A 23,642-nucleotide genomic window follows, 5' to 3' on the forward strand; every position below is an offset into this window, starting at 1 on the left:
TTGGTGGAGCTAGACGGGATCGAACCGTCGACCTCTTGCATGCCATGCAAGCGCTCTCCCAGCTGAGCTATAGCCCCGTGTCGTGGACGGGGCGCATATTAGGTGTGTACCGCTTAGCTGTCAACAATATTTTTCCCCGCATTGCGATTTTTTTTACCGCTAGAACAAACACTTATGAAAGGCGCCGGGATTAAGCGATCGCTCGGCGCAGCCGTTGCGCATGCGCTTGATTATGCGTTGCCCAGCCCGAACGCCGGTCCCCAGCGCTGCTTTGGCCCGCACTGACATCCTTCAACCAGTTTCTGCAATATGCCTTCAAACTGCTGCTGTACATGACTTTTGCTTTAGAAACGATAGAATCGGTCACCACGCAAGGATGCCTTTCTCAGTTTGTAGTCGAGAGCCATCATGCGCCTGCTGTCCGTTCTGCTATTTGCCCTGCTGTCCTTCTCCACCGCCCATGCCGATGCGCCACGCACCTTTGTCGAAGCCAAGAAGATCGCCTGGAAGCTGTACGCCGATCATCCCGTTGATTTCTATTGCGGCTGTACCTACAAAGGCAATCGGGTTGACCTCGATAGCTGCGGCTACACGCCTCGCAAGCAGCTCAAGCGCGCCCAGCGGCTGGAGTGGGAGCACATCGTCCCCGCCTGGACGATTGGCCACCAGCGCCGGTGCTGGCAAGAAGGCGGACGCAAGAATTGCACCGCCAACGACCCGGTTTTCAGCCGCGCTGAAGCCGACCTGCACAACCTGGTGCCTGCCGTCGGCGAGGTGAATGGCGACCGCAGCAACTACGGCTTCGGCATGCTCAGTCAGAAACCCAGCCAATACGGCGCCTGCCCCTTTGTGGTCGATTTCAAGCAGCGCACCGCCATGCCGCCGGACTACACACGCGGCGCGATCGCACGTATCTATCTGTACATGAGCGATCGCTACAGACTGCGTCTGTCCCGGCAGGACCAGCGCCTGTACGACATCTGGAATCGCCAGTACCCGGTCAGCGACTGGGAGCGCTGGCGCAACCGCAACATTGCATGCGTGCAGGGCAATGCCAATCCTTACGTGGGCGAAGTCGATTTGCGCAGCTGCACCAAGACCCTGGCCAGCAATTGACGAGCATCTGTTACCTATCGCCGCAAACGGGTAATGTCAGCGCCCTGCTTGGGAGCCATGCATGGCCTATCTGATTTTCGTCACCCTGCTGTGGGCGCTGTCCTTCAACTTTATCGGTGCCTACCTGGCCGGTCAGGTGGACAGCTACTTCGCCGTCCTGACCCGTGTGGTGCTGGCCGGACTGGTATTTTTGCCACTGACTCGCTGGCAGGGCGTGGCGCCGCGCTTTATCGGCGGCGTCATGCTAGTGGGTGCCCTGCAGTTTGGCGTGACTTATATCTGCCTGTACCTCAGCTTCAACGTGCTCAGCGTACCGGAGGTGCTGCTGTTCACCGTGCTCACCCCACTGCACGTGGCGCTGATCGACGACGCCTTGAACCGCCGCTTCAACCCCTGGGCACTGCTCGCCGCCGCTGTGGCTGTATTGGGCGCCGCGCTGATTCGCTACGACAACGTGGGTAGCGAGTTCCTCGGCGGTTTCTTACTGCTGCAGATCGCCAACGCAACCTTTGCTGCTGGGCAGGTACTGTATAGACGCCTGGTGGTGCGTTACCCCTCGGACGTGCCCTTGCACCGTCGTTTCGGCTATTTCTTCCTGGGTGCACTGATCGTCGTGCTGCCGGCATGGCTGGCATTGGGTGATCCAGAGCGCTTGCCCACGACCGACCTGCAGTGGGGCGTCTTGATCTGGATGGGATTGCTGGCCACGGCACTCGGCCAGTTTTGCTGGAACAAGGGTGCCACCCTGGTGGATACCGGCACCCTGGCTGTGATGAACAATCTCAGCGTACCGGTCGGCCTGTTGATCAATCTGCTGGTGTGGAACACCGATGAGAACCTGCTGCGCCTGACCATTGGCGGCCTGATCATTGTTGGTTCGCTGTGGATCAACCGACTGGGCCGCCGCTCAGGCGCCCCGACTTGCACCAAGCCTGCATAGCGGGGATATCGTACTAACCCTGCAGGACCCAAGCTGCTCGCGCAGCGTTGGTCCTGCATCTCAGCCCTTGAGGACGAACTCATCGGCATCCATATAGGCTGGGAAACGCGTGCGGAAGCTCTCCAGCGCGGCGGCCTTCAGACCGACCCGAAATACGCCGTCACCCTCTCCCACACTCAGCAGGCTGTCGCCCATGTAATCCAGCACCTGACTGTCACCGCTGTACGCATAGCCCTTACCGTCGATGCCCACGCAATTCACCGCAGCGACATAACACAGGTTTTCGATGGCCCGTGCCGGCAACAAACGATTCCAGGCATTGCGTCTGGCCGCCGGCCAGTTGGCGACGTACAGCAACAGATCGGTACCCTCGGGATCTCGGCTCCACACCGGAAAGCGCAGGTCGTAGCAGATCAATGGGCGCACCCGCCAACCCTTGAGCTCGAATACCACCTGCCGATCGCCTTCCGTGAAATGCTCATGTTCGCCGGCCATGCGAAACAGATGACGCTTGTCGTAATGCAGCACCTCGCCATCCGGCTGCGCCCAGAGCAAGCGATTACGGTAACTCCCGTCTGCGGCCTGCACAATCAGGGTGCCGGTAATGACCGCATTCAACCGCGCAGCCTGCTCGCACAGCCAAGCGTGGGTTGGCCCTTGCTCCGACTCGGCCAGCGCGGCGGACTCCATGGAAAAACCGGTGGTGAACATCTCCGGCAGGATCACCAGATCGGCGCCGCGCGCCTGCTCCAGCAACGCGGTGAAACGCGCGCGGTTGGCGGCAGCGTCGTGCCAGGCCAGGCTGGTTTGCACCAGAGCCAGTTGCAGGTCGGGTTTATCGCTCATCTCGACTCCTTAACAGCAAAGACAACCGGCAATCACGGCTGTCGGAACCATCGGGCCAAATCTACACAGGAAACGCCCGCCGCACACCGTCCAGGCGAACGACCATCGCATGGCAAAAACAACAAGGCCCGCCAAAAGCGGGCCTTGTACAGGGCGCAGTGCTTACAGCGGCTTGCCGCGGTTGCCGTGCTGGCTGACGAACGCCTGTATTACTTTAAGATCGTTGGCCAGTACGTGAAGGCGCTCTTCACGCTGGAACAGATCGGTCAGGTGCGGCGGTAGTTCCGGCGCTTGGCCGACACCGGCCTTGATCACCGCATCGGGGAATTTGACCGGATGCGCGGTACCCAGGGTGACCATCGGTATCGCCAGGCTGCGACGGCACTCACGCGCAGCATGCACGCCAATCGCGGTGTGCGGATCGAGCAGTTCGCCGCATTCCTTGTACACCTGAGCAATGGTCTCGCAGGTCTGTTCGTCATTCACGGCCAGGGAGTCGAACAGCTTGCGCGCTTCAGTCCAGCGGTCCTGTTCGACGCTGAAGCCGCCACCCTGCTTGAAGGTGTCCATCAGCTCGGCAATCGCCGCGCCGTTACGACCGTGCAGGTCGAACAGCAAACGTTCGAAGTTCGAGGACACCATGATGTCCATCGACGGCGATAAAGTCGGATGCAGGGTGTCCTTGACGTACTGGTTGCCGCTCATGAAGCGGTGCAGGATATCGTTGCGGTTGGTGGCGACGATCAGCTGGCTGATTGGCAGACCCATGTTACGCGCCAGATAGCCGGCGAAGATGTCACCGAAATTGCCGGTCGGCACCGAGAAGGCCACGGAACGCGCCGGGCCGCCGAGCTGGATGGCGGCGTGGAAGTAGTAGACGATCTGGGCCATGATCCGCGCCCAGTTGATCGAGTTGACCGCCACCAAACGAGTGCCCTTCAGGAAGCCCTGATCGGCGAAGCTGGCCTTGACCATCTCCTGGCAGTCGTCGAAGTTGCCGTCGATGGCGATATTGTGGATGTTGTCGCCCTGGATGGTGCTCATTTGGCGGCGCTGCACCTCTGACACGCGGTTGTGCGGGTGCAGGATGAAGATGTCAACGTTCTCGCAGGCCTTGCAGCCTTCGATGGCCGCCGAGCCGGTGTCGCCTGAGGTGGCGCCAATGATCACCACGCGTTCGTTGCGCTTGGCCAGCACATAATCGAGCAGACGACCCAGCAGTTGCAGGGCGAAGTCCTTGAACGCCAGGGTCGGGCCGTGGAACAGCTCCAGCACCCACTCATTGCCGTTCAGCTGCCGCAGCGGCGCCACAGCGCTATGGGCAAACACACCGTAGGTGTCTTCGAGGATCTTCTTGAAATCGGCATCGGGAATGCTGCCGGCCACAAACGGGCGCATCACCCGGAAGGCCAGCTCGTGATACGGCAGGCCAGCCCAGGACGCGATTTCTTCCTGGGTAAAGCGCGGCAGGTTTTCCGGCACATAGAGACCGCCGTCGCTGGCCAGTCCGGCGAGCAGCACATCTTCGAAATTCAAGGCCGGTGCCTGGCCGCGGGTACTGATATAACGCATATGTTCAAACCTTCGGCTTGAGCTGCACGCTAAGCTGGACGCTGCAAGAAAGCTCACCTGCTCTCTTGTGGCTAGCAGCCTGTGGCGTGCAGCTGCTGTTTAATTGAGTTGCTCGACCCGGATACGCACCACATTGCCGCTGATATCGGCCAGGGCTTCCAGGGCGGAGATAGCATCGTCGATGCGTTGCTCCTGCACGCGGTGGGTCACCAGGATCATCGGCACCAGGCCATCCTGCTCCTCGGCTTCCTTCTGCATGATCGACTCGATATTGATGCCGCGATCAGACAGGATGCTCGCCACCTGGGCCAGCACGCCGGGACGATCCTTGGCCTGGATGCGCAGGTAGTAGGCGCTCTCGCAATCGGCAATCGGCAGGATCGGGTGCGCAGACAAGGCAGCGTCCTGAAAACCCAGCGCCGGCACGCGATGCTCGGGCGAAGTCGCCAGCGCACGGGCTACATCCACCAGGTCAGCCACCACAGCCGAGGCGGTGGGCTCCATGCCGGCGCCAGCGCCGTAATAGAGGGTCGAACCCACGGCATCGCCATTGACCATCACCGCGTTCATCACGCCATTGACGTTGGCCAGCAGGCGGTCGGCGGGGATCAGCGTCGGGTGCACGCGCAGCTCAATGCCCCGCTCGGTGCGGCGGGCAACGCCCAAATGCTTGATGCGGTAGCCCAACGCTTCGGCATAGTTGACGTCGGCGGTGGTGAGCTGGGTGATGCCTTCGGTGTAGGCCTTGTCGAATTGCAGCGGAATACCAAACGCAATGGACGCCAGGATGGTTAGCTTGTGAGCGGCATCGATGCCTTCCACGTCGAAGGTCGGGTCTGCTTCGGCGTAGCCCAGGTCTTGGGCTTCCTTGAGTACATCCCCGAAGGCGCGGCCCTTTTCACGCATTTCGGTAAGAATGAAGTTGCCGGTGCCGTTGATGATGCCGGCCAGCCAGTTGATGCGGTTACTGGCCAGCCCCTCGCGGATCGCCTTGATCACCGGGATACCGCCCGCAACGGCGGCCTCGTAAGCGACGATCACGCCCTTTTCGCGGGCTCGGGCAAAGATCTCGTTGCCATGTACGGCAATCAGCGCCTTGTTGGCGGTGACTACGTGCTTGCCATTGTCGATGGCCTTGAGCACCAGCTCGCGTGCAATGGTGTCGCCGCCGATCAGTTCGACGACTACATCGATGTCCGGGTTGCTGACCAGCTCGAACACATCGGCCGTAATGGGGGTTGCACCGGTGTCGCACTTCGGATTGGTGTCGCGCGCGGCAACCTGGGCGACTTCAATGCTGCACCCGACACGGCGGGCGATCTCCTCGGCGTTGCGTTTGAGAACATTGAAGGTACCGCCACCGACGGTGCCCAATCCACAGATGCCTACTTTCACCGAATTCACGCTTGACTCCCCATGGTTGCCGCGCCGAGCGCCCGAAAAAACCGGGCGCACAAAAGAGTTGCACATTACGAAGCGCACGGCTTTTAGTCAATTGGCGCGGTCCGGGCGGCGCTTACTCCGCTCATTTTTTTCCAGGCCAAGACGCTCGTGCCAGCCTGCCAGCGATTCATCCGGATAGTCGAGGAACGTCTTGTCGCCCGGCACACGCTGCACCTCCACCCAGCCAGCCTTAGAGCCGAGCATCATGTGCACATGCTGGGGCGGCACCGGTAATTCGCTATCGATGGCCGAAGCGTGCGGATGGACCAGTTCCGGCCAGGTGGGATCCCAAAGCCACAAGGCGCTGCCACAGTGCCGACAGAAATGCCGCCGCGCACTGCTCAGTTGCCCATCAGCCAACCGCGCCTGATAAACGCTCAGATGCTCTTCGCCACTGATCTGCAGGCTGGCGTAGTCGCCGCCCAGGTTGATCGCGTAGCCGCCTCCACCCGCCGTCTTGCGGCAAATCGAGCAGTAGCAGCGCATGAAGGGATAAGGTTGATGCGACGTCAGGGAAAAACGCACCGCACCGCAATGACAGGAGCCCAGCAGTTTCATCACACCCTCCACAAGGCAAAGCACCTGTGGAGTGGAGCGAAAACCCATGCAAAGGGTTCAGTCAGTTGGCCTGCAGCGCTACCTTGGCCAGCTGCGCCGCCGGCTGATAGCCGGGGATCATCTGTCCATTGGCGAGAATGATAGCCGGCGTGCCTTGCACCCCGATCATCTGGCCCAGTTGGTACTGCTTCTCAACAGGGTTGTCACAACTGGCAGCCGGCACGGACTTGCGCGACTTGGCCTGAGTCATGGCGGCCTGCCGATCCTTGGCGCACCAGACATTAACCATGGTCTGGTAGGTAGGCGAATTGATGCCTTGGCGGGGGAAGGCTACATAACGCACTTCAACGCCCAAGCGATTGAGCTCCGCCACTTCACTGTGCAGTTTCTGGCAGTACCCGCAATCGGTGTCGGTAAATACGGTGATGTGGGTTTTGGGCTGCTTGGGTGCGAAGACCACCATCTCGTCGCGCGGCAAGGCGTTGATCTGCTTGGCGATCGCCGCCGCTTCAGCCTGCTCGGTCAGGTTGCTGACCGCACCGTCCTTGATTTGGTAGAGGTAACCCTGCAGCAGAAACTCGCCACTCTCACTGGCATACAGCACCCGCCCACCCTTGAGCTGAACCTGGTAGATACCCTTGAGCGGGCTTTCGGCTATGGATTCGATCGGCAGATCCGGTTGCAGCGCGGTCAGCGACTGGCGGATTGCGTGATCAGGATCACCAGCCAGAGCCAACGGAGCAGCAGCCACCAGGGCCAAGGCAGCAAAAAAAGAGGAAACGCGCATGGATACTCCAGGAAAAGGGCGTTACAAAACAGGCAAAGCCTACCACAGCATCCCCACTGAGCATTAACTGCACGTCCAGATGCTCTTGTGTAGAACTTCGTCAGCAAACGGCGCAGCCCACTGCCCGACCGACGGTAACTGCGTCAGTAAGCTCTAGCGCAGGGCTTACATGATGCACCCAATTCACCCCTAACTTTCAGTCGGTGACAGAGATCACAGTTTCCAGCCAGCATGATCGCACCAAGCCAGCATTTATCGGACGTAGCGACCATGGCCAACCAACAGCATTCATGCCTCGGGCATATTCTGCTCACCAAAGGGCTGATCAATCAGGCGCAGTTGGATTCTGCCATCCGGATGCAAACCGAGAGCGGCCGGCGATTGGGCGAAATCCTGGTCCAGCAGGGCCTTCTGACCAACCGGCAGTTGAGCAGCTCGCTGAGCAAACAGAGCCGCCTGCGCCTGGCTGCGGGACTGATAGCCGTCCTATTGACACCGCTGCAGCCAATCCTGGCATCGCCACGACTCACCTCGCCTACTCCAGCGCCTGCAGCGCAAGGCCTACAGCCTTTGAGCGAGGAACAAATGCGCGCTGCTGCCGCACAAGGCCTGGAAGATGGTCTGCCCCTGCTGCTGATGCAGGCCGAAAGCAATAAGGGGACATCCACCCCCAAGCAACTGTCCAGTTGGCTGCCCCCGATTCTCGACATCCTGGAAGCGCAAACCAGCCTGCACGATATCCGCTACGACACGGACCAACTGAGCACGTCACTCAATGCCGACGGCTCACTGAATGTGCGCCTGCCCAGTTCAATCGGGGAAGTACGCTTCGATAACATCCGCGTGGCCGGCGCGCCAAGCAGCCGAAGCTTCGGCTGCATCAGCTTGCAGAACATCGACCTGTCAGGATCCAGCCTGAAAATTCAGCTGCGCCACTAAAATATCACTGCCCTCAGTCGTGGCCAGCCTGCGCTCAGCAGAAGGCCACCCTGCAGTTACTCGTCGCCATTGACCGGCAGTACCGCCACCGGGCGATTATCCTCGCCAACCGCCACGAAGCTGAACACACCCGTAATCGCATGCTCGCGACCATCGGAGTACATGCTCTCCACGTATACATCCACCTGCACCTTGAGGCTGCTGTTGCCAACCTTAACGACACGCCCCACCAGATCCACGATGGAACCGGCCGGGATGGGGTGCTTGAAGTCGATGCGATCGGAAGACACTGTCACCAGCGCCTTGCGGCAAAAGCGCGTGGCTGTGATGAACGACACCTCGTCCAGCCATGCCAGGGCAGTACCGCCGAACAGCGTGCCATGGTGGTTGGTGGTCGGCGGGAATACCGCCTTACTGATGCTGGTGACCGACAATTCGATGCGACGCTGGATTTCTTCATCTCGGGTAGTCATGGCAACCTCTTCGCAAAGACACAGGGACTGCCAACCTTGGCGTACGCCAAGAGCCGGACATTGTTTAGACAGAAAAAGCACAAACGAAAAAGCAGCCCGCAGGCTGCTTTTTCGTGGAGAAAAGGGGCTGTTAAGCCAGCTTTTCCTTGATGCGTGCTGCCTTGCCGGACAGGTCGCGCAGGTAGTACAGCTTGGCCTTGCGCACATCGCCGCGACGCTTGACGGTGATGGTTTCAACAAGCGGAGAGTAGGTCTGGAAGGTACGCTCCACGCCCACGCCGCTGGAAATCTTGCGCACGGTGAACGCGCTGTTCAGGCCGCGGTTACGCTTGCCGATGACCACGCCTTCGAAGGCCTGGAGACGGGAACGGTCGCCTTCCTTTACTTTCACTTGCACGATCACGGTGTCGCCCGGGGCGAAGGCCGGAATCTCTTTGCTCATCTGTTCAGCTTCGATCTGCTGAATAATCTTGTTGGTCATCTCTGTGCTCCTAAGACAAGCTGCTGTAGCCTGCCATCGATACGTCATCTATCGTCCCGCTGGCGAAGGAATTCCGCCAACAGCTTTTGCTCTTCTCCAGAAAGCGAGCGGCTTTCCAGAAGATCGGCGCGTCGTTCCCAGGTCCGCCCAAGGGCCTGCTGCAAACGCCAGCGCCGGATGTGCTCGTGATTGCCGCTTAGCAGCACATCAGGAACACGTTTGTCCGCATACACTTCCGGTCGCGTGTAGTGCGGGCAGTCGAGCAGGCCGTCGGTAAACGAATCCTCCTCAGCGGAATCTGCGTGGCCCAAGGCCCCCGGCAGCAACCGCGTGACTGCATCGATCAGCACCATGGCCGGCAGTTCGCCACCGGACAGTACATAGTCACCAATCGACCATTCCTCATCGACGTGCTCTTCAATGAAGCGCTCATCGATGCCTTCGTAACGACCAGCGATAAGGATCAATGCATCCTCATTCGCCAGCTCGCGCACGGCCGCCTGCTTCAGCTGACGTCCCTGCGGCGAGAGGTAGATTACCTTCGCCCGCTCCCCGGTGGCTTGCTTGGCCGCAGCCAGCGCGCGCTCCAGGGGTTGTATCTTCATCACCATCCCAGGGCCGCCACCGAAAGGACGATCATCCACCGTTTGATGGCGATCTTCGGTAAACGTGCGCGGATTCCAGCAGTTGAGCTTGAGCAATCCCTGCTTGACCGCACGACTGGTGATGCCGTATTCACTGATGGCGGAGAACATCTCCGGAAAGATGCTGATGACTTCGACCTGCATGGTCAGAAGTCCGCATCCCAATCGACTCGCATTTCGCCGGCATTCAGGTCAATCGTCAGTACGCACTGCTCCGTATAGGGCAACAGGCGCTCACGATCATCCAGACTGTCCACGCAAGGCTTGACGACCATCACGTCATTCGCGCCGGTTTCCAGCAGATGGTCGATACGACCGAGCAATTGCCCCGCCTGATCAATCACCTTGAGCCCTTCGAGCTGGTACCAGTAGTACTCACCCATGCTCAGCTGTGGTAGTTGGCTGCGAGGAACACAGATCTCGAATTCGGCCAGTAGACGCGCCTCTTCTCGATCATCGAGCCCTTTCAGCTTGGCCACCAGGATCTTGCCTTGCAGGCGACCCCAAACCAGCTCTGCCTGTCGTACATCGGCACCGCGCCGCAGCGTCCAGTGGCGATAGTCCAGCAGGTTGTCTATTGGATCGGTAAAGGAATAGACCTTCACGTCACCCCGCACACCGTGCACCGAAACAATTTTGCCAAGAACGATCAGGTCCTCGGCCGGAGCCGGCGTCGTATTCATAAGGAGTGCTTAGGCAGCAGCCTGAGCAGCTTCCTTCAGCAGCTGAGCAACGCGCTCAGACGGCTGTGCGCCCTGGCTCAGCCAGTAAGCAACGCGCTCCTGGTTGACGGACAGCTTCACTTCGGCGCCCTGTGCGACCGGGTTGAAGAAACCAACGCGCTCAACAAAGCGGCCATCGCGCGCATTGCGGCTGTTGGTTACGGTCAGGTGGTAGAAAGGGCGCTTTTTGGAGCCGCCACGGGCGAGACGGATGGTTACCATATGAACTTCGTTCCTGTAGTCGGTGCTGCAAAACTAGAATGCAACTTGGGCACATGGCCCGAAAGGCCGCATATTCTAAGTATTCTCCGGGGTTTTGCAAATATTCTTTGCACTGCCCCGGCAAGTCGACCTGCTGCAGCGTAAGCAGATCGGCAAGGCTGTGATGCATTGCCGGCGAAACCGCCGGCAATGCATCAGAACTTGGGCATTCCGCCGCCGGGCAACATGCCACCCATGCCGCGCATCATTTTCGCCATGCCGCCCTTAGCGGTGAATTTTTTCATCATCTTCTGCATCTGCTTGTGCTGTTTGATCAGCCGCCCGATGTCCTGCACCTGCGTGCCGGAGCCCATGGCGATGCGCCGCTTGCGCGAGCCGCTGATGATTTCCGGATCGCGACGCTCGGCCGGCGTCATGGAGTTGATGATCGCCTCCATCTGCTTGAACTGTTTCTCGGCCGCGCCCTGTTGGGCATTACCCATCTGCGCCAGGTTGACGCCCCCCATCGACGGCAGCTTGTCCATCAAGCCACCGAGGCCGCCCATATTCTTCATTTGCTGCAGCTGGTCGCGAAAGTCTTCGAGGTCGAAGCCCTTGCCTTTCTTCAGCTTCTTGGTGAGTTTTTCGGCCTTTTCCCGGTCCAGGGTCTGCTCGGCCTGTTCGATCAGGCTGAGCACATCGCCCATGCCAAGAATGCGCGAGGCAATGCGGTCGGGGTGAAACGGCTCCAGGGCGTCGCTTTTTTCGCCCATGCCGAGGAACTTGATGGGCTTGCCGGTGATATGGCGAACCGACAGCGCGGCACCGCCACGGGCGTCACCGTCGACCTTGGTCAACACCACGCCGGTCAGCGGCAGCGCATCGCCAAAGGCCTTGGCGGTATTGGCGGCGTCCTGGCCTGTCATTGCGTCGACGACAAACAAGGTTTCCACCGGTTTGATCGCCGCATGCAACGCCTGGATTTCGCCCATCATCTCGACATCGACGTGCAGGCGGCCGGCGGTATCCACCAGCACCACGTCGATGAATTTGAGCTTGGCTTCGCGAATGGCCGCTTCGGCAATCGCCACCGGCTTCTGGCTGATATCGGAGGGGAAGAAGGTCACCCCGACTTCGCCGGCCAGGGTTTCCAGCTGCTTGATCGCAGCGGGGCGATAGACGTCAGCCGAAACCACCATGACGGATTTTTTCTTGCGCTCCTTGAGGAAGCGCGCCAGCTTGCCAACCGTGGTGGTCTTGCCCGCACCCTGCAAGCCCGCCATCAGCACCACCGCTGGAGGTGCGGCGTGCAGGTCGAGGTCCTCGTTGGCCGCACCCATGAGCTGCTCCAGCTCGGCGCGGACAATCTTCACGAATGCCTGGCCCGGCGTCAGGCTGCGCGACACCTCGGTACCGACTGCCCGATCCTTGACCTTGTTGACGAAGTCTTTCACCACCGGCAACGCGACGTCGGCCTCGAGCAAGGCCATGCGCACCTCGCGCAGGGTGTCCTTGATGTTGTCCTCGGTCAGCTTGGCCTTGCCGGTGACGGTACGCAGGGTATGCGAAAGGCGGTCGGTAAGATTTTCGAACATGCGCGGTCCTTCGAAGGGCGGTTGCGGCAGGCCGGGGAGTATATCAAGTGCACGGCTTCCCATCACCACCAGCGGTCTTTCGTGTTCGAGGCGTTCTATGCCACACTCACATCCTTCTCAGGCCAGCTTTTAACGGATCTAATGCAACCTCTGCTGCCCAGCCTCGCCGCTGCCTGTCTTTATGCCGGAGCTACCGCTTATCACGGTTTGCGCGTCGGCCAGCGCGGCACCCCCGCCCAAGCACTGTTGACCCTGCTTGGCGTCCTCGCCTTGCTCGCTCACGGCGCCAGCCTGTTTCAACAATTGTTCACCCCCCTGGGACTTACGCTGGATTTCTTCCGCGCCGCCAGCCTGATTTCCGCGGCAGTCATTGCGGTGATCCTGCTTGCCGCCCAGCTCATTCCGGTGCATAACCTGCTACTGCTGCTGTTCCCGCTCGGTTGCCTGACGGTCCTGCTGGCACAGTTTGCACCAACCGGCACAGCCCAACTGGTTAACGCCTCCACCGGCATCTTCAGCCATATCCTGCTGTCCATCCTCGCTTACGGCTTGCTGACCATTGCCATGTTCCAGGCATTGCTGCTGCTTTTGCAGGATCACCAGCTCAAGCACAAGCACCCCAGTGCACGATTGATTCGCAGCTTCCCGCCCCTGCAAACGATGGAAAGTCTGTTGATCGGCTTCATCTGGGCCGGTTGGACGCTGCTCAGCCTGTCGCTACTGACGGGTTGGCTATTCGTTGAAAACCTGTTCGCCCAGCACCTGATGCACAAAACCTTGCTGTCTTGCTTCGCGTGGGTGGTATTCGGCGTTCTGCTGTGGGGTCGGCACCAGTTGGGTTGGCGCGGCCACAAGGCGATTCGCCTGACCCTGGCAGGTTTCTGCCTGCTGATGTTGGCCTACTTTGGCAGCAAACTGGTTCGCGAATTCATTCTGCATATCTAAGGCCTGACAACGCTTGGAAAATCTACACCCTGGTTTTCTCGTCGGCCTGCTGGTTTTTCTTCTGCTGTGCTCGGCGTTTTTCTCCAGCGCCGAAACCGGCATGCTCAGCCTGAACCGCTATCGCCTGCGCCACCTGGCCAAGCAAGGGCATAGGGGTGCGCTACGTACAAGCGCTTTACTGGCACGCCCCGACCGCCTGCTGGGCACCATTCTGGTCGGTAACAATTTCGTCAACATCCTCGCCTCGTCCATCGCCACCGTGCTGGCCATTCAGCTATGGGGCGAAGCGGGTATTGCCATCGCCACCCTCGGCGTCACGCTGCTGCTGCTGATATTTGGAGAGATCACTCCAAAGACCTTGGCCGCCCTGCACCCGGAGCTTATTGCATACCCCGTCAGCCGGCCCCTGTCAGCACTGCAGAAAGTGCTTTCCCCAGTGGTCGCACTGCTCGGCTGGATAAGCAACGGCCTGCTTCGGCTTAGCGGTCTAGACCCGACCCGCAAGCGCAGCGACAACCTGTCCAATGAAGAACTGCGCAGCGTGGTGCGCGAGGCTGGCCAGGGCCTGTCGCTGGATCGGCGCAACATGCTGCTAGGCGTGCTGGATTTGGAAACCATCAATGTCGATGACGTTATGGTCCCACGCAACGAAGTGCTCGGCATCGACCTGGAAGACAGTCTCGATGAAATCCTTGAGCAGCTGCGTCAGTCCACCCACACCCGCCTGCCGTTGTTTCGACGCGATATCAACCAGGTCGAGGGTGTGGTGCACATGCGCCATATAGCCGGCTTGCTCAGTCAGGGTCGACTGACCAAAGAGAGCCTGCTGGCCGCCAGCCTGGAACCTTACTTCGTACCCGAAGGCACGCCACTGGCCACTCAACTGCTGAATTTCCAACAATTGAAACGCCGCTTTGGCCTGGTGGTCGATGAATATGGCGACGTGCTGGGTGCGGTAACGTTGGAAGATATTCTTGAAGAGATCGTCGGTGAGTTTCACAGCCGCGACAATCAGCGCGACAACGAGGTCACCTTACAGGCAGATGGTACGCGCATTATCGAAGGCGCCGCCTCGATTCGCGACCTGAACCGCTTGCTTGGTTGGGCACTGCCCTGTGAAGGACCCAAAACACTCAACGGCTTGATCACCGAAGCCCTTGAAAGCATTCCGGACTGTGCCGTTTGTTTGCAGATTGGCGATTACAGGTTGGAAATCCTGTCCACCGAAGATAATCGGGTAAAGCGCGTGCGCGCCTGGGAAAGCAGCCTCAAGCTGATGGCGGACAACGACACTCCGCTATGAATTGATCGGCCAGCATTTCGGCCCAAACCCGGTAGCCCAGCGCTGAGGGGTGGTAGCCATCCTCGGCCAGATACTCCGCGCTAAAACTCAAACCCCCAGGGAAATGGTGCGCCGACAGTCGAGCAGCGAGCCGGCGAGCCCAGCCATCCATCAAGGCCGCACGCCAACCGAGCACGGTACGCAACAGCCAGGGCAGCGCTTGGAAATGCTGCAAGGGCGGCACAGCGCTGAGGGCCACCTGTGCCCCACCGCCCTGCAAGGCGACAATCATCCGCCCCAACCCCGCAGCCCAGCGGCGGCGACTGCTCAGCCCGGTGGTGTCATTGACGCCGAACACCAACACCGCCCAGTCCGCAGGTTCACTGAGCGCGCGCGGCAGCAGACGCTGGACGGCCAGGTGAACCCCAATGCCGTTTTCACCACAAACCCGCCACGCCACCGGGTGCTCCAGGCGAGCGGCAAGCGCTTGAGCCAACTGCCCCGCCAAGGCATTTTCCAGGCATGCCACACCCACGCCCACCACCGTCGATTCACCCACCAGCAACAGACGCAACGGCTGGCCGGGTAGAGAATCACCCGCCAGCCCCTGGGGTTCACCGCTCGCCACTGGCAATCGCAAGGCGGTGCGCCGCGTATACCAGGCCTGCGGTAGCAGCAACGGCAATAACGGCACCGTCACGGCCCACCACAACAGGTTACGCATTCATCAAAGCTCGACGTCGACCGCCTGAGCCGCGCGGGTAGCCTTGGCTCGCGCCAGCTCCACCGACTCATCGCGGGCCAGGGCCACACCCATACGCCGCTGCCCGGCGACTTCCGGCTTGCCGAACAGGCGCAGTGCAGTATCGGGCTCACTCAGCGCAGCGGCCAGGTTGCCGAAGCTGGCTTGCCGCGAATGACCATCCACCAGCACCACGGCCGAAGCTGACGGGCCGAACTGGCGAATCGCAGGAATCGGCAGGCCAAGAATGGCCCGCGCATGCAAGGCGAACTCGGAGAGGTCCTGGGAAATAAGCGTAACCAGACCCGTGTCATGGGGGCGCGGCGAGACTTCGCTGAACCACACCTGATCGCCCTTGACGAACAGCTCAACGCCAAACAACCCGCGACCGCCCAGCGCCTCGGTCACCCGACTGGCGATGCGTTCGGACTCGGCCAGCGCCTTGGGGCTCATGACTTGCGGCTGCCAGGACTCGTGGTAATCGCCTTTGACCTGGCGATGCCCGACCGGGGCGCAGAAACTCGTGCCGCCGACATGGCGCACGGTGAGCAGCGTGATTTCGTAGTCGAAGTCGATAAAGCCTTCGACGATCACTCGCCCCTTGCCCGCACGGCCGCCTTCCTGGGCATAGTCCCAGGCGGCCTGCACATCGCCGGCGCCTTTCAACAGGCTTTGCCCTTTACCGGACGAGCTCATGATCGGCTTGACCACGCAGGGGAACCCCAACGCCTCGACTGCCGCGCGGTACTGCTCAACCGAATCGGCGAAGTAATACGGCGAGGTGGGCACACCCAGCTCTTCTGCGGCCAGGCGGCGAATGCCTTCGCGGTTCATGGTCAACTGCGCGGCCCGGGCAGTGGGGATCACTGTGAAGCCTTCCTGCTCCAACTCCACCAGGGTCGCGGTGGCAATCGCCTCGATCTCCGGCATCACATAGTGCGGTTGTTCTTGTTCGATCACTTTCCGCAACGCCGCGCCATCGAGCATGTCGATGACATGACTGCGGTGGGCAACCTGCATGGCTGGGGCATCGGCGTAGCGGTCCACAGCGATGACCTCAACGCCCAGGCGCTGCAATTCAATGGCTACCTCCTTGCCCAGCTCACCAGAGCCACACAGCAAAACACGGGTCGCACTTGGCGAGAGCGGAGTTCCAATACGGGGCATGGGGTTTCCTTCAACTGATGGTGCGTATCAGGCGCCCGGCTCAGCCAGTGCGCCAGACACCTCTACTAGAGTAACTGCCCGCTGGCACGGGCACGCTCGTGACAACGCGCCAGTACGGTGCGGCGCTCTTCGTCATCCAGCCAATTCCAACGAGTGATTTCGGCAGCCGTACGCTGGCAACCGATACAAATATCCTCGTCATCGAGTGCGCAGATATTTACGCAAGGCGAGGCAACGCGGCGTTCGGGTTGGGACATCATTCTTCCTGTTCAAGCAGCTCGCGGGCGTAGCGCTGAGCATTGTGTACATAGTGGGCTGCGCTGGCTTCCAGCATCTTTTTCTGCTGCTCGGTCAATTCACGGATCACCTTGCCAGGCGAACCCATGACCAACGAACCATCGGGAATCACCTTGCCTTCGGGGATCAACGTATTGGCACCGATCAGGCAATACTTGCCGATCTTCGCGCCATTGAGAATCACCGCGTTGATGCCGATGAGGCTGTAGTCACCCACCGTGCAGCCGTGCAGCATGGCCTTGTGGCCGATGGTCACGCCAGTACCGAGCGTCAGCGGATAGCCCATATCGGTGTGCATCACGCTGCCGTCCTGCACATTGCTGTTTTCGCCGATCTGAATCAATTCGTTGTCGCCACGCAGCACGCAATTGAACCAGACACTGGCCCCGCGCTCCAGGCGCACCTTGCCAACCAGCGTGGCATTGGGGGCGATCCAGCTTTCAGGGTCGGCTTCCACACCAAATTCCCCCAGGCGATAGTTCACGGCAATGCTCCTTTTTGTTGTTGATGTTTTGGCAGGTCAATTTTTTGTCGCTTGGCGAAAGCACATCAGGCAATCACATAGGATGCCGGCGCCTCAAGCAGGTCGATATTGGCGTCGTACAGCACGTTGATCAGCTCGACGATCATGATTGCCGTCAGGCCCCAAATCTTGAACTCGCCATAGCGGTAGCAGGGTACGTAAAAGCTCTCACCACGAAAATCGATGCGGTGGGTAACTTCAGTGGGTGTATCGAGAAAAAAACGCAACGGCACGGAAAACACGGCGGCAATTTCGCCGTCGTTGGGCCGGTATTCAACATAATCCGGCACCAGACCGACGTAAGGCGTGACCTTGATGCCATGGCGCGACACCAGTGTGCTCAACGGCCCGACCATCTCCACCAATCCGGGAGGCAGCCCTACTTCCTCCTGAGCTTCGCGTAGCGCCGTGTGCATAAGATCGCGGTCTTCCGGGTCGCGCCGACCACCGGGAAAAGCCACTTCGCCGCCGTGAGTCGACAGCCCGCTGGCACGCAACGTCAAGACCAGTTCGGGCTCATCGCCACGGGTTATGGGCATCAATACCGCAGCCTCGGGAAAACTGCCTGAGGTCATCAATAATTGCGGGCTGTAGCCGCGTATACGCTGGAGCAATTTGTCCTGCATGTTCGCCCTCGTCCTCTTATTCCGGGTCCATCATGGCATGAAGCACAAACGCGCCCAAGACCCTTCTCATCCACGGGTCGCCTACGCTTGCTGCGCCGGGCATGCAAGGCCAAGATTGCAGACAGACCCTAAAGGAGAGACCATGAAGTTCTGCCCAGAGTGCGGTGACGTGGTGACCCTGCGCATTCCCCTCGGCGATAACCGCCTGCGTTTTGTCTGCACGAGTTGCGAGACGATCCACTACCAGAATCCGCGTATCGTCGCTGGCTGCCTGCCCGTATGGGGCGAGCAGGTGCTACTGTGCCGGCGCGCCATCGAACCGCGGCGCGGCTTGTGGACACTGCCGGCCGGCTTCATGGAAAACGGTGAAACCGTGCAGCAGGCCGCCGAACGAGAAACCCTTGAGGAAGCCTGCGCGCGGGTACGCAATCTCAGGCTGTATACCCTGTTCGATCTGCCGCATATCAATCAGGTGTACATGCTGTTTCGCGCCGAACTGAGCGATCTTGATTTTGCCGCTGGCGAAGAAAGCCTGGACGTACGGCTTTTCCATGAGCGTGACGTTCCTTGGTCGGATCTGGCTTTTCCGACCATAGGCCGCACCTTAGAATGCTTTTTTGCCGATCGGCATCTCGCCGAATTCCCCGTGCGCAACGAGCCGATCGAGCCGCTGCTGGCCTACCTGCAGAAACACCACCGAATCTCTTCATAACGCTGTGGAATCGATCTCGATGCGCTGGATGCTCACCCTGTTGCTTTGCTGCAGCCCCCTGGCCTTTGCCTCCTTGACGATCACCCACATTCCACGCATCGATAAGGTGCTGGTGATCAAATCCGACCGTCAGCTGCATTTGATCAGCCGCGGCAAAACCTTGAAGAGCTACAAGGTTTCACTGGGCAAGCAACCCGTCGGCCATAAACTGTACGAAGGCGACAAGCGCACCCCTGAAGGCTTGTATTGGCTCGACTGGCGCAAGCACAGTGATAAATTCAACCTGGCCATGCATATCTCCTACCCCAACATCCGTGACTCGGCCCGAGCACGACGCGAGGGCGTTCAGCCTGGCGGGGCGATCATGCTGCACGGCACCCCGCTGGATGACGACTATCCGGAGTGGTATTTCCATGGCCTGGATTGGACCGAAGGCTGTATTGCCCTGAAAAACGACGACATGCGCGAGATCTGGGACCTGGTCAGCGATGGCACGTTGATTGAAATCAGGCCTTGAAACACGTGAACCCGTCTTCAACGGCCGGCTAGAACACCTCGAGCCGGTACACTTCGTAGGCCGGGGTTTCATAGGGGTGGGTTTGCTTCAGGGCCACCACCGCCGACTGGATTAGCTCATCGGCGACGACCATTTCCACCTTCCATTCCTCGACCGCTTCAACTACCCCGCTTTCGCCAAGGGAAGGATTACTGCCTGGCAATGGACGGAACTGGCCCTGGCCCAGCACCTGCCAGCAACACTGCTCGTAATTGCCGATGCGCCCGGCGCCGGCGGTGAACAGAACGTCCTTGACCGCCTGCACATGGCTGTCCGGCACGAAGAAGCAGAGTTTGTACATGCGTCGTTCTCCTCGATGAATTTCTGCTGGCGTCAGCGGCACCGTTCTGTAGCGCGGCCCCGCCCGTAGCAGGACGCTGTCCGGCAGCCCGCCGCCATTTTGCCAACGGGCTTGTCGCCTCCAAAAAACAAAAGGCCATATTTTTCAATATGGCCTTTGTTGTGACTCAGGATCGGGCGATCAGTCCACCCATACCCGCGCATTGCGGAACATGCGCATCCAGCCGGCGTCTTCCTGCCATTCATCCGGGCGCCAGGAGTTCTGCACAGCGCGGAACACGCGCTCCGGGTGCGGCATCATGATGGTGACGCGACCGTCCTTGTTGCAAAGGCCGGTGATACCGCGCGGCGAGCTGTTCGGGTTCGCCGGGTAGCTTTCGGTGACCTTGCCGTGGTTGTCGATGAAGCGCAGCGCCACGTTGCCGGAAAGGTCCGCCTGCAACAGGGCCTCTTCACTCTCGTACTCGGCATGGCCTTCACCGTGGGCGATGGCGATCGGCAGGCGCGAGCCAGCCATGCCCTGCAGGAAGATCGATGCCGATTCCTGCACTTGAACCATGGCCAGGCGCGCTTCGAACTGCTCGGAGCGGTTGCGCACGAAGCGCGGCCAATTTTCGGTGCCGGGAATCAACTCGTACAGGTTGCTCATCATCTGGCAGCCATTGCACACGCCCAGAGCAAAGCTGTCCTTGCGTTCAAAGAACGCCTGGAAACCATCACGGGCACGGGCATTGAACAGGATCGACTTGGCCCAGCCTTCACCGGCCCCCAGTACGTCGCCGTAAGAAAAGCCGCCGCACGCCACCAGACCCTTGAACTGCTCCAGGCTGATGCGTCCAGACAGGATATCGCTCATGTGCACATCGATGGTGCTGAAGCCTGCACGATCGAAGGCCGCGGCCATTTCCACCTGACCGTTGACGCCCTGCTCGCGCAGGATGGCCACTTGCGGGCGCAGGCCCTTCTTGATGTAGGGCGCAGCGATGTCCTGATTCACATCGAAGGACAGCGTGGCGGTCAGGCCCGGATTCTCCTCGTCGAGAAGGACCTCGAATTCCTGATCAGCGCAGTCGGCGTTATCGCGCAGGCGCTGGATCTGATAGCTGGTTTCGCTCCACTGACGCTGCAACAGACGACGCTCGCCGCCAAATACCGGCTGGCCGTTGTAACTGATGGCCACGTGCGGACCGTTGACCGGTTTGCCGATCACCGCCACGCAGTCGCCCAGGCCAGCAGCGCTGAACTGCGCCAGCACTTCGGCGGTGTGGTCCTGATGCACCTGGATCACTGCGCCGAGTTCTTCGTTGAACAGCACGGCGGCCAGTTCTTTGGCGTCGTCGACCAGTGCATCCAGGCACAGGTCCAGGCCGCAGTGACCGGCGAAGGCCATTTCCAGAGCGGTGGTCAGCAGACCGCCGTCGGAGCGGTCGTGATAGGCCAACAGGCGGTCGTCCTGGTTCAGTCCCTGGATCACCGCGAAGAACGCTTTGAGATCTTCTGCATCATCGACATCCGGTGTCTGGCGACCGAGCTTGCCGTACACCTGGGCGAGGATCGAAGCGCCCATACGGTTCTGGCCACGACCCAGATCGATCAGGATCAGGTCGGTTTCGCCCTTGTCCAGGCGCAGTTGCGGTGTCAGGGTCTTGCGAATATCGGTGACCGGCGCAAACCCTGTCACGATCAGCGACAGCGGCGAGGTCACGCTCTTCTCCGCGCCCTCATCCTGCCAGCGGGTCTTCATGGACATCGAGTCCTTGCCCACCGGGATGGTGATGCCCAGCTCCGGGCACAACTCCATGCCGACTGCCTTGACGGTGTCGTACAGGCGGGCATCTTCGCCCGGATGACCGGCAGCGGCCATCCAGTTGGCGGACAAACGGATGTCGCCGAGCTTGCCAATGCGCGAAGCCGCCAGGTTGGTGACGGTTTCACCAATGGCCATACGCCCGGAAGCCGGTGCGTCCAGCAGTGCCAGCGGCGTGCGTTCGCCCATGGCCATGGCTTCGCCGGTGTAGACATCGAAACTGGTCGCAGTCACAGCGCAGTCGGCGACCGGTACCTGCCAGGGGCCGACCATCTGGTCGCGCGCCACCAGACCGGTAATGGTGCGGTCGCCAATGGTGATCAGGAAACTCTTGCTCGCGACAGCCGGGTGGCGCAGCACACGGCTGGCCGCTTCTTCGATATCCACCTGGGCAGCAGCGAAATCGTCGCCCTGCTCCGCTTCGCGGTTGGCGCTGCGGTGCATGCGCGGCGCCTTGCCGAGCAGCACGTTGAGCGGCATGTCCACGGGCTTGTTGTCGAAGTGGCTGTCGGCCACGGTCAGGTGAGGCTCCTCGGTGGCCTCGCCAACCACTGCGAAGGGGCAGCGCTCGCGTTCGCAAATGGCAGCAAAACGCTCGAGATCAGCGGCATCCACCGAGAGCACATAACGCTCCTGGGATTCGTTGCACCAGATTTCCAGCGGGCTCATGCCCGGCTCATCGTTGGGCACGTTGCGCAGTTCGAAGCGACCGCCGCGGCCGGCGTCGTTGACCAGCTCCGGGAAGGCATTGGACAGACCGCCCGCGCCGACGTCGTGGATGAACTTGATCGGGTTGTTTTCGCCCAGCTGCCAGCAACGGTCGATGACTTCCTGGCAACGGCGTTCCATTTCCGGGTTTTCGCGCTGCACCGAGGCGAAGTCCAGATCAGCGGCACTGGCGCCGGTGGCCATCGAGGACGCAGCACCGCCGCCCAGACCGATGAGCATGGCCGGGCCGCCGAGGACGATCAGCTTGCCGCCCACCGAAATCTCGGCCTTCTGCACGTGGTCTTCACGGATGTTGCCCATACCGCCAGCCAGCATGATCGGCTTGTGGTAGCCGCGCACTTCTTCGCCGCGCGGGCTGTTGACCGCCTGCTCGAAAGTACGGAAATAGCCGGTCAGCGCCGGACGACCGAATTCGTTGTTGAACGCAGCGCCGCCCAACGGGCCTTCGATCATGATGTCCAACGGCGTGACGATGCGCTCGGGCTTGCCATAGGGCACTTCCCAGGGCTGTTCGAAACCGGGGATGTTCAGGTTGGAGACGGTGAAACCGGTCAGGCCAGCCTTCGGCTTGGCACCGCGCCCGGTGGCGCCTTCGTCGCGAATCTCGCCACCCGAGCCGGTGGAGGCACCGGGGAACGGCGCGATGGCTGTCGGGTGGTTGTGGGTTTCCACCTTCATCAGGATATGGACGGGTTCCTGATTGGCGGCGTACTCGCCGGTCTGCGGGTTCGGGTAGAAACGCCCGGCGGTGTGGCCGACGATTACGGCGGCGTTGTCCTTGTACGCGGACAGCACACCCTCGCTGTTCATCTGGAAGGTGTTCTTGATCATGCCGAACAGGGACTTTTCCTGACTTTCGCCGTCGATGTCCCAGCTGGCATTGAAAATCTTGTGACGGCAGTGTTCGGAGTTGGCCTGGGCAAACATCATCAATTCGATGTCATGGGGATTGCGGCCCAGGTCACCAAAACTCTTGACTAGGTAGTCGATCTCGTCTTCCGCCAGGGCCAGGCCCAATTCGGCGTTGGCCTTTTCCAGCGCGGCGCGACCGCCGCCCAGCACATCCACGACGGTCAGCGGCTTGGGCTGGGCATGACTGAACAGGCCGGCGGCTTCTTCGAAGCGCTGCAGCACCATTTGCGTCATGCGGTCATGCAACAGTGCCGTTACCTGGGCAATATCGGCGGTGCTCAGATCGCCGGCCACGTAGTAGGCGATACCACGCTCCAGGCGCTGAATCTTGCCCAGGCCGCAGTTGTGGGCGATATCGCTGGCCTTGCTCGACCAGGGCGACAAGGTGCCGAAGCGCGGCACGCTGAGGAACAGCCGACCCGCAGGCTCCTGCACCGGAACACTGGGACCGTACTTGAGCAGACGTGCCAATACGGCCTGCTCAGCATCGGTCAACTCACCGGCCACATCGGCAAAGTGTGCGAACTCGGCGTACAGCCCAGTCACCGCTGGAACCTTGCTGGTCAGTTGCTCAAGCAATTTGCCGTGGCGGAAGGCAGAAAGGGCGGGAGCGCCGCGCAGGATCAACATTGTCGGAACAGCCTCGGAAGGGGGAGCGGGAAACGACGCATTCTACCCTATGCCGACGCTCTAGGCTAAAGCCTGCTACAGGCGGATTCGAAATCGT

Annotated in this window: 25 protein-coding genes and 1 tRNA gene; 7 read left to right on the forward strand and 19 right to left on the reverse strand. The window is 60.5% G+C overall.

Features of this window, described 5'->3' with window-relative positions; genetic code table 11:
- Position 1 precedes the first annotated feature (1 nt).
- Positions 2–77, reverse strand: a tRNA-Ala gene (locus ACTV8E_RS13455).
- A 331-nt stretch (positions 78–408) separates the two neighbouring features.
- Here ACTV8E_RS13455 and ACTV8E_RS13460 point away from each other — a divergent pair.
- Together ACTV8E_RS13460 and ACTV8E_RS13465 are read left to right on the forward strand one after the other, a co-directional pair.
- Entirely contained in the window at positions 409–1,116 is a 708-nt protein-coding gene (locus ACTV8E_RS13460) for an endonuclease (RefSeq protein ID WP_443199804.1), read from the forward strand.
- Positions 1,117–1,177: 61 nt separating this feature from the next.
- Positions 1,178–2,056: a carboxylate/amino acid/amine transporter gene (locus ACTV8E_RS13465; protein WP_251836851.1), complete on the forward strand. Its 879-nt coding sequence runs from the start codon at positions 1,178–1,180 to the stop codon at positions 2,054–2,056.
- A 60-nt stretch (positions 2,057–2,116) separates the two neighbouring features.
- Here ACTV8E_RS13465 and ACTV8E_RS13470 read toward each other — a convergent pair whose 3' ends face one another.
- From ACTV8E_RS13470 to ACTV8E_RS13490, 5 genes are all read right to left on the reverse strand, one after another.
- Positions 2,117–2,902 carry an amidohydrolase gene (locus ACTV8E_RS13470; RefSeq protein WP_443199805.1) on the reverse strand — a complete coding sequence of 262 codons (786 nt, stop codon included), beginning with the start codon at positions 2,900–2,902 and terminating at the stop codon, positions 2,117–2,119.
- 162 nt (positions 2,903–3,064) lie between these two features.
- Positions 3,065–4,474 (reverse strand): threonine synthase, encoded by a 1,410-nt coding sequence (thrC, locus tag ACTV8E_RS13475; RefSeq protein WP_443199806.1) that lies wholly within the window; start codon positions 4,472–4,474, stop codon positions 3,065–3,067.
- 99 nt (positions 4,475–4,573) lie between these two features.
- Positions 4,574–5,878: a homoserine dehydrogenase gene (locus tag ACTV8E_RS13480; RefSeq protein WP_443199807.1), complete on the reverse strand. Its 1,305-nt coding sequence runs from the start codon at positions 5,876–5,878 to the stop codon at positions 4,574–4,576.
- A gap of 87 nt (positions 5,879–5,965) precedes the next feature.
- Positions 5,966–6,475 (reverse strand): GFA family protein, encoded by a 510-nt coding sequence (locus ACTV8E_RS13485; protein ID WP_443199808.1) that lies wholly within the window; start codon positions 6,473–6,475, stop codon positions 5,966–5,968.
- Between the two features lie 61 nt (positions 6,476–6,536).
- On the reverse strand, positions 6,537–7,262 hold the full coding sequence (locus tag ACTV8E_RS13490) for a DsbC family protein (RefSeq protein WP_273538672.1): 726 nt from the start codon (positions 7,260–7,262) through the stop codon (positions 6,537–6,539).
- Positions 7,263–7,532: 270 nt separating this feature from the next.
- On the opposite strand from ACTV8E_RS13490, the gene ACTV8E_RS13495 reads away from it, so the two are divergent.
- On the forward strand, positions 7,533–8,201 hold the full coding sequence (locus ACTV8E_RS13495; protein WP_443199809.1) for a hypothetical protein: 669 nt from the start codon (positions 7,533–7,535) through the stop codon (positions 8,199–8,201).
- 56 nt (positions 8,202–8,257) lie between these two features.
- Here the strand turns inward: ACTV8E_RS13495 and ACTV8E_RS13500 are convergent, their stop codons facing one another.
- The 6 genes from ACTV8E_RS13500 to ffh form a co-directional block, all read right to left on the reverse strand.
- Entirely contained in the window at positions 8,258–8,674 is a 417-nt protein-coding gene (locus tag ACTV8E_RS13500; protein WP_443199810.1) for an acyl-CoA thioesterase, read from the reverse strand.
- Between the two features lie 130 nt (positions 8,675–8,804).
- Positions 8,805–9,155, reverse strand: coding sequence for a 50S ribosomal protein L19 (rplS, locus tag ACTV8E_RS13505; RefSeq protein ID WP_251836859.1), 351 nt, complete (start codon positions 9,153–9,155; stop codon positions 8,805–8,807).
- Positions 9,156–9,199: 44 nt separating this feature from the next.
- Complete coding sequence (gene trmD, locus ACTV8E_RS13510) at positions 9,200–9,943, reverse strand: tRNA (guanosine(37)-N1)-methyltransferase TrmD (protein WP_251836860.1); 744 nt, start codon at positions 9,941–9,943, stop codon at positions 9,200–9,202.
- Positions 9,944–9,945: 2 nt separating this feature from the next.
- Positions 9,946–10,482 (reverse strand): ribosome maturation factor RimM, encoded by a 537-nt coding sequence (gene rimM / locus ACTV8E_RS13515; RefSeq protein ID WP_251836861.1) that lies wholly within the window; start codon positions 10,480–10,482, stop codon positions 9,946–9,948.
- Positions 10,483–10,491: 9 nt separating this feature from the next.
- Complete coding sequence (gene rpsP / locus ACTV8E_RS13520; protein ID WP_251836862.1) at positions 10,492–10,743, reverse strand: 30S ribosomal protein S16; 252 nt, start codon at positions 10,741–10,743, stop codon at positions 10,492–10,494.
- Between the two features lie 194 nt (positions 10,744–10,937).
- On the reverse strand, positions 10,938–12,317 hold the full coding sequence (ffh, locus tag ACTV8E_RS13525; protein ID WP_443199811.1) for a signal recognition particle protein: 1,380 nt from the start codon (positions 12,315–12,317) through the stop codon (positions 10,938–10,940).
- Between the two features lie 141 nt (positions 12,318–12,458).
- Here ffh and ACTV8E_RS13530 point away from each other — a divergent pair, with 141 nt between their 5' ends.
- Positions 12,459–13,262 carry a cytochrome C assembly family protein gene (locus ACTV8E_RS13530; protein ID WP_251836864.1) on the forward strand — a complete coding sequence of 268 codons (804 nt, stop codon included), beginning with the start codon at positions 12,459–12,461 and terminating at the stop codon, positions 13,260–13,262.
- 13 nt (positions 13,263–13,275) lie between these two features.
- A complete protein-coding gene (locus tag ACTV8E_RS13535) occupies positions 13,276–14,565 on the forward strand; it encodes an HlyC/CorC family transporter (RefSeq protein WP_443199812.1) in 1,290 nt (429 codons plus the stop codon).
- On the opposite strand, the gene ACTV8E_RS13540 is transcribed toward ACTV8E_RS13535, so the two are convergent.
- From ACTV8E_RS13540 to ACTV8E_RS13560, 5 genes are all read right to left on the reverse strand, one after another.
- Positions 14,531–15,268, reverse strand: a complete 738-nt coding sequence (locus tag ACTV8E_RS13540; RefSeq protein ID WP_443199813.1) for an SGNH/GDSL hydrolase family protein — start codon at positions 15,266–15,268, stop codon at positions 14,531–14,533. The two genes, ACTV8E_RS13535 and ACTV8E_RS13540, sit on opposite strands and share 35 nt — an antisense overlap.
- A gap of 3 nt (positions 15,269–15,271) precedes the next feature.
- Positions 15,272–16,453 (reverse strand): formate-dependent phosphoribosylglycinamide formyltransferase, encoded by a 1,182-nt coding sequence (purT, locus tag ACTV8E_RS13545; protein ID WP_443199814.1) that lies wholly within the window; start codon positions 16,451–16,453, stop codon positions 15,272–15,274.
- A 65-nt stretch (positions 16,454–16,518) separates the two neighbouring features.
- Positions 16,519–16,710: a DUF1289 domain-containing protein gene (locus tag ACTV8E_RS13550; RefSeq protein WP_443199815.1), complete on the reverse strand. Its 192-nt coding sequence runs from the start codon at positions 16,708–16,710 to the stop codon at positions 16,519–16,521.
- Positions 16,710–17,234 carry a gamma carbonic anhydrase family protein gene (locus tag ACTV8E_RS13555; protein WP_443199816.1) on the reverse strand — a complete coding sequence of 175 codons (525 nt, stop codon included), beginning with the start codon at positions 17,232–17,234 and terminating at the stop codon, positions 16,710–16,712. The genes ACTV8E_RS13550 and ACTV8E_RS13555 overlap by 1 nt, the downstream gene beginning before the upstream one ends.
- A gap of 65 nt (positions 17,235–17,299) precedes the next feature.
- The gene (locus ACTV8E_RS13560; RefSeq protein ID WP_273535895.1) at positions 17,300–17,899 is read right to left on the reverse strand and encodes a CoA pyrophosphatase; all 600 of its coding nucleotides are present in this window, start codon (positions 17,897–17,899) and stop codon (positions 17,300–17,302) included.
- 142 nt (positions 17,900–18,041) lie between these two features.
- On the opposite strand from ACTV8E_RS13560, the gene ACTV8E_RS13565 reads away from it, so the two are divergent.
- On the forward strand, positions 18,042–18,611 hold the full coding sequence (locus tag ACTV8E_RS13565) for an NUDIX hydrolase (protein WP_443199817.1): 570 nt from the start codon (positions 18,042–18,044) through the stop codon (positions 18,609–18,611).
- A 19-nt stretch (positions 18,612–18,630) separates the two neighbouring features.
- On the forward strand, positions 18,631–19,128 hold the full coding sequence (locus ACTV8E_RS13570) for a L,D-transpeptidase family protein (RefSeq protein WP_443199818.1): 498 nt from the start codon (positions 18,631–18,633) through the stop codon (positions 19,126–19,128).
- Positions 19,129–19,156: 28 nt separating this feature from the next.
- On the opposite strand, the gene ACTV8E_RS13575 is transcribed toward ACTV8E_RS13570, so the two are convergent.
- Both ACTV8E_RS13575 and purL read right to left on the reverse strand, forming a co-directional pair.
- Complete coding sequence (locus ACTV8E_RS13575) at positions 19,157–19,468, reverse strand: NGG1p interacting factor NIF3 (protein WP_443199819.1); 312 nt, start codon at positions 19,466–19,468, stop codon at positions 19,157–19,159.
- Positions 19,469–19,648: 180 nt separating this feature from the next.
- Positions 19,649–23,545 (reverse strand): phosphoribosylformylglycinamidine synthase, encoded by a 3,897-nt coding sequence (purL, locus tag ACTV8E_RS13580; RefSeq protein WP_443199820.1) that lies wholly within the window; start codon positions 23,543–23,545, stop codon positions 19,649–19,651.
- Between the last annotated feature and the right edge of the window lie 97 nt (positions 23,546–23,642).

Source organism: Pseudomonas sp. B392_1p, assembly GCF_052245235.1.
GTDB classification, from domain to species: domain Bacteria; phylum Pseudomonadota; class Gammaproteobacteria; order Pseudomonadales; family Pseudomonadaceae; genus Serpens; species Serpens gallinarum.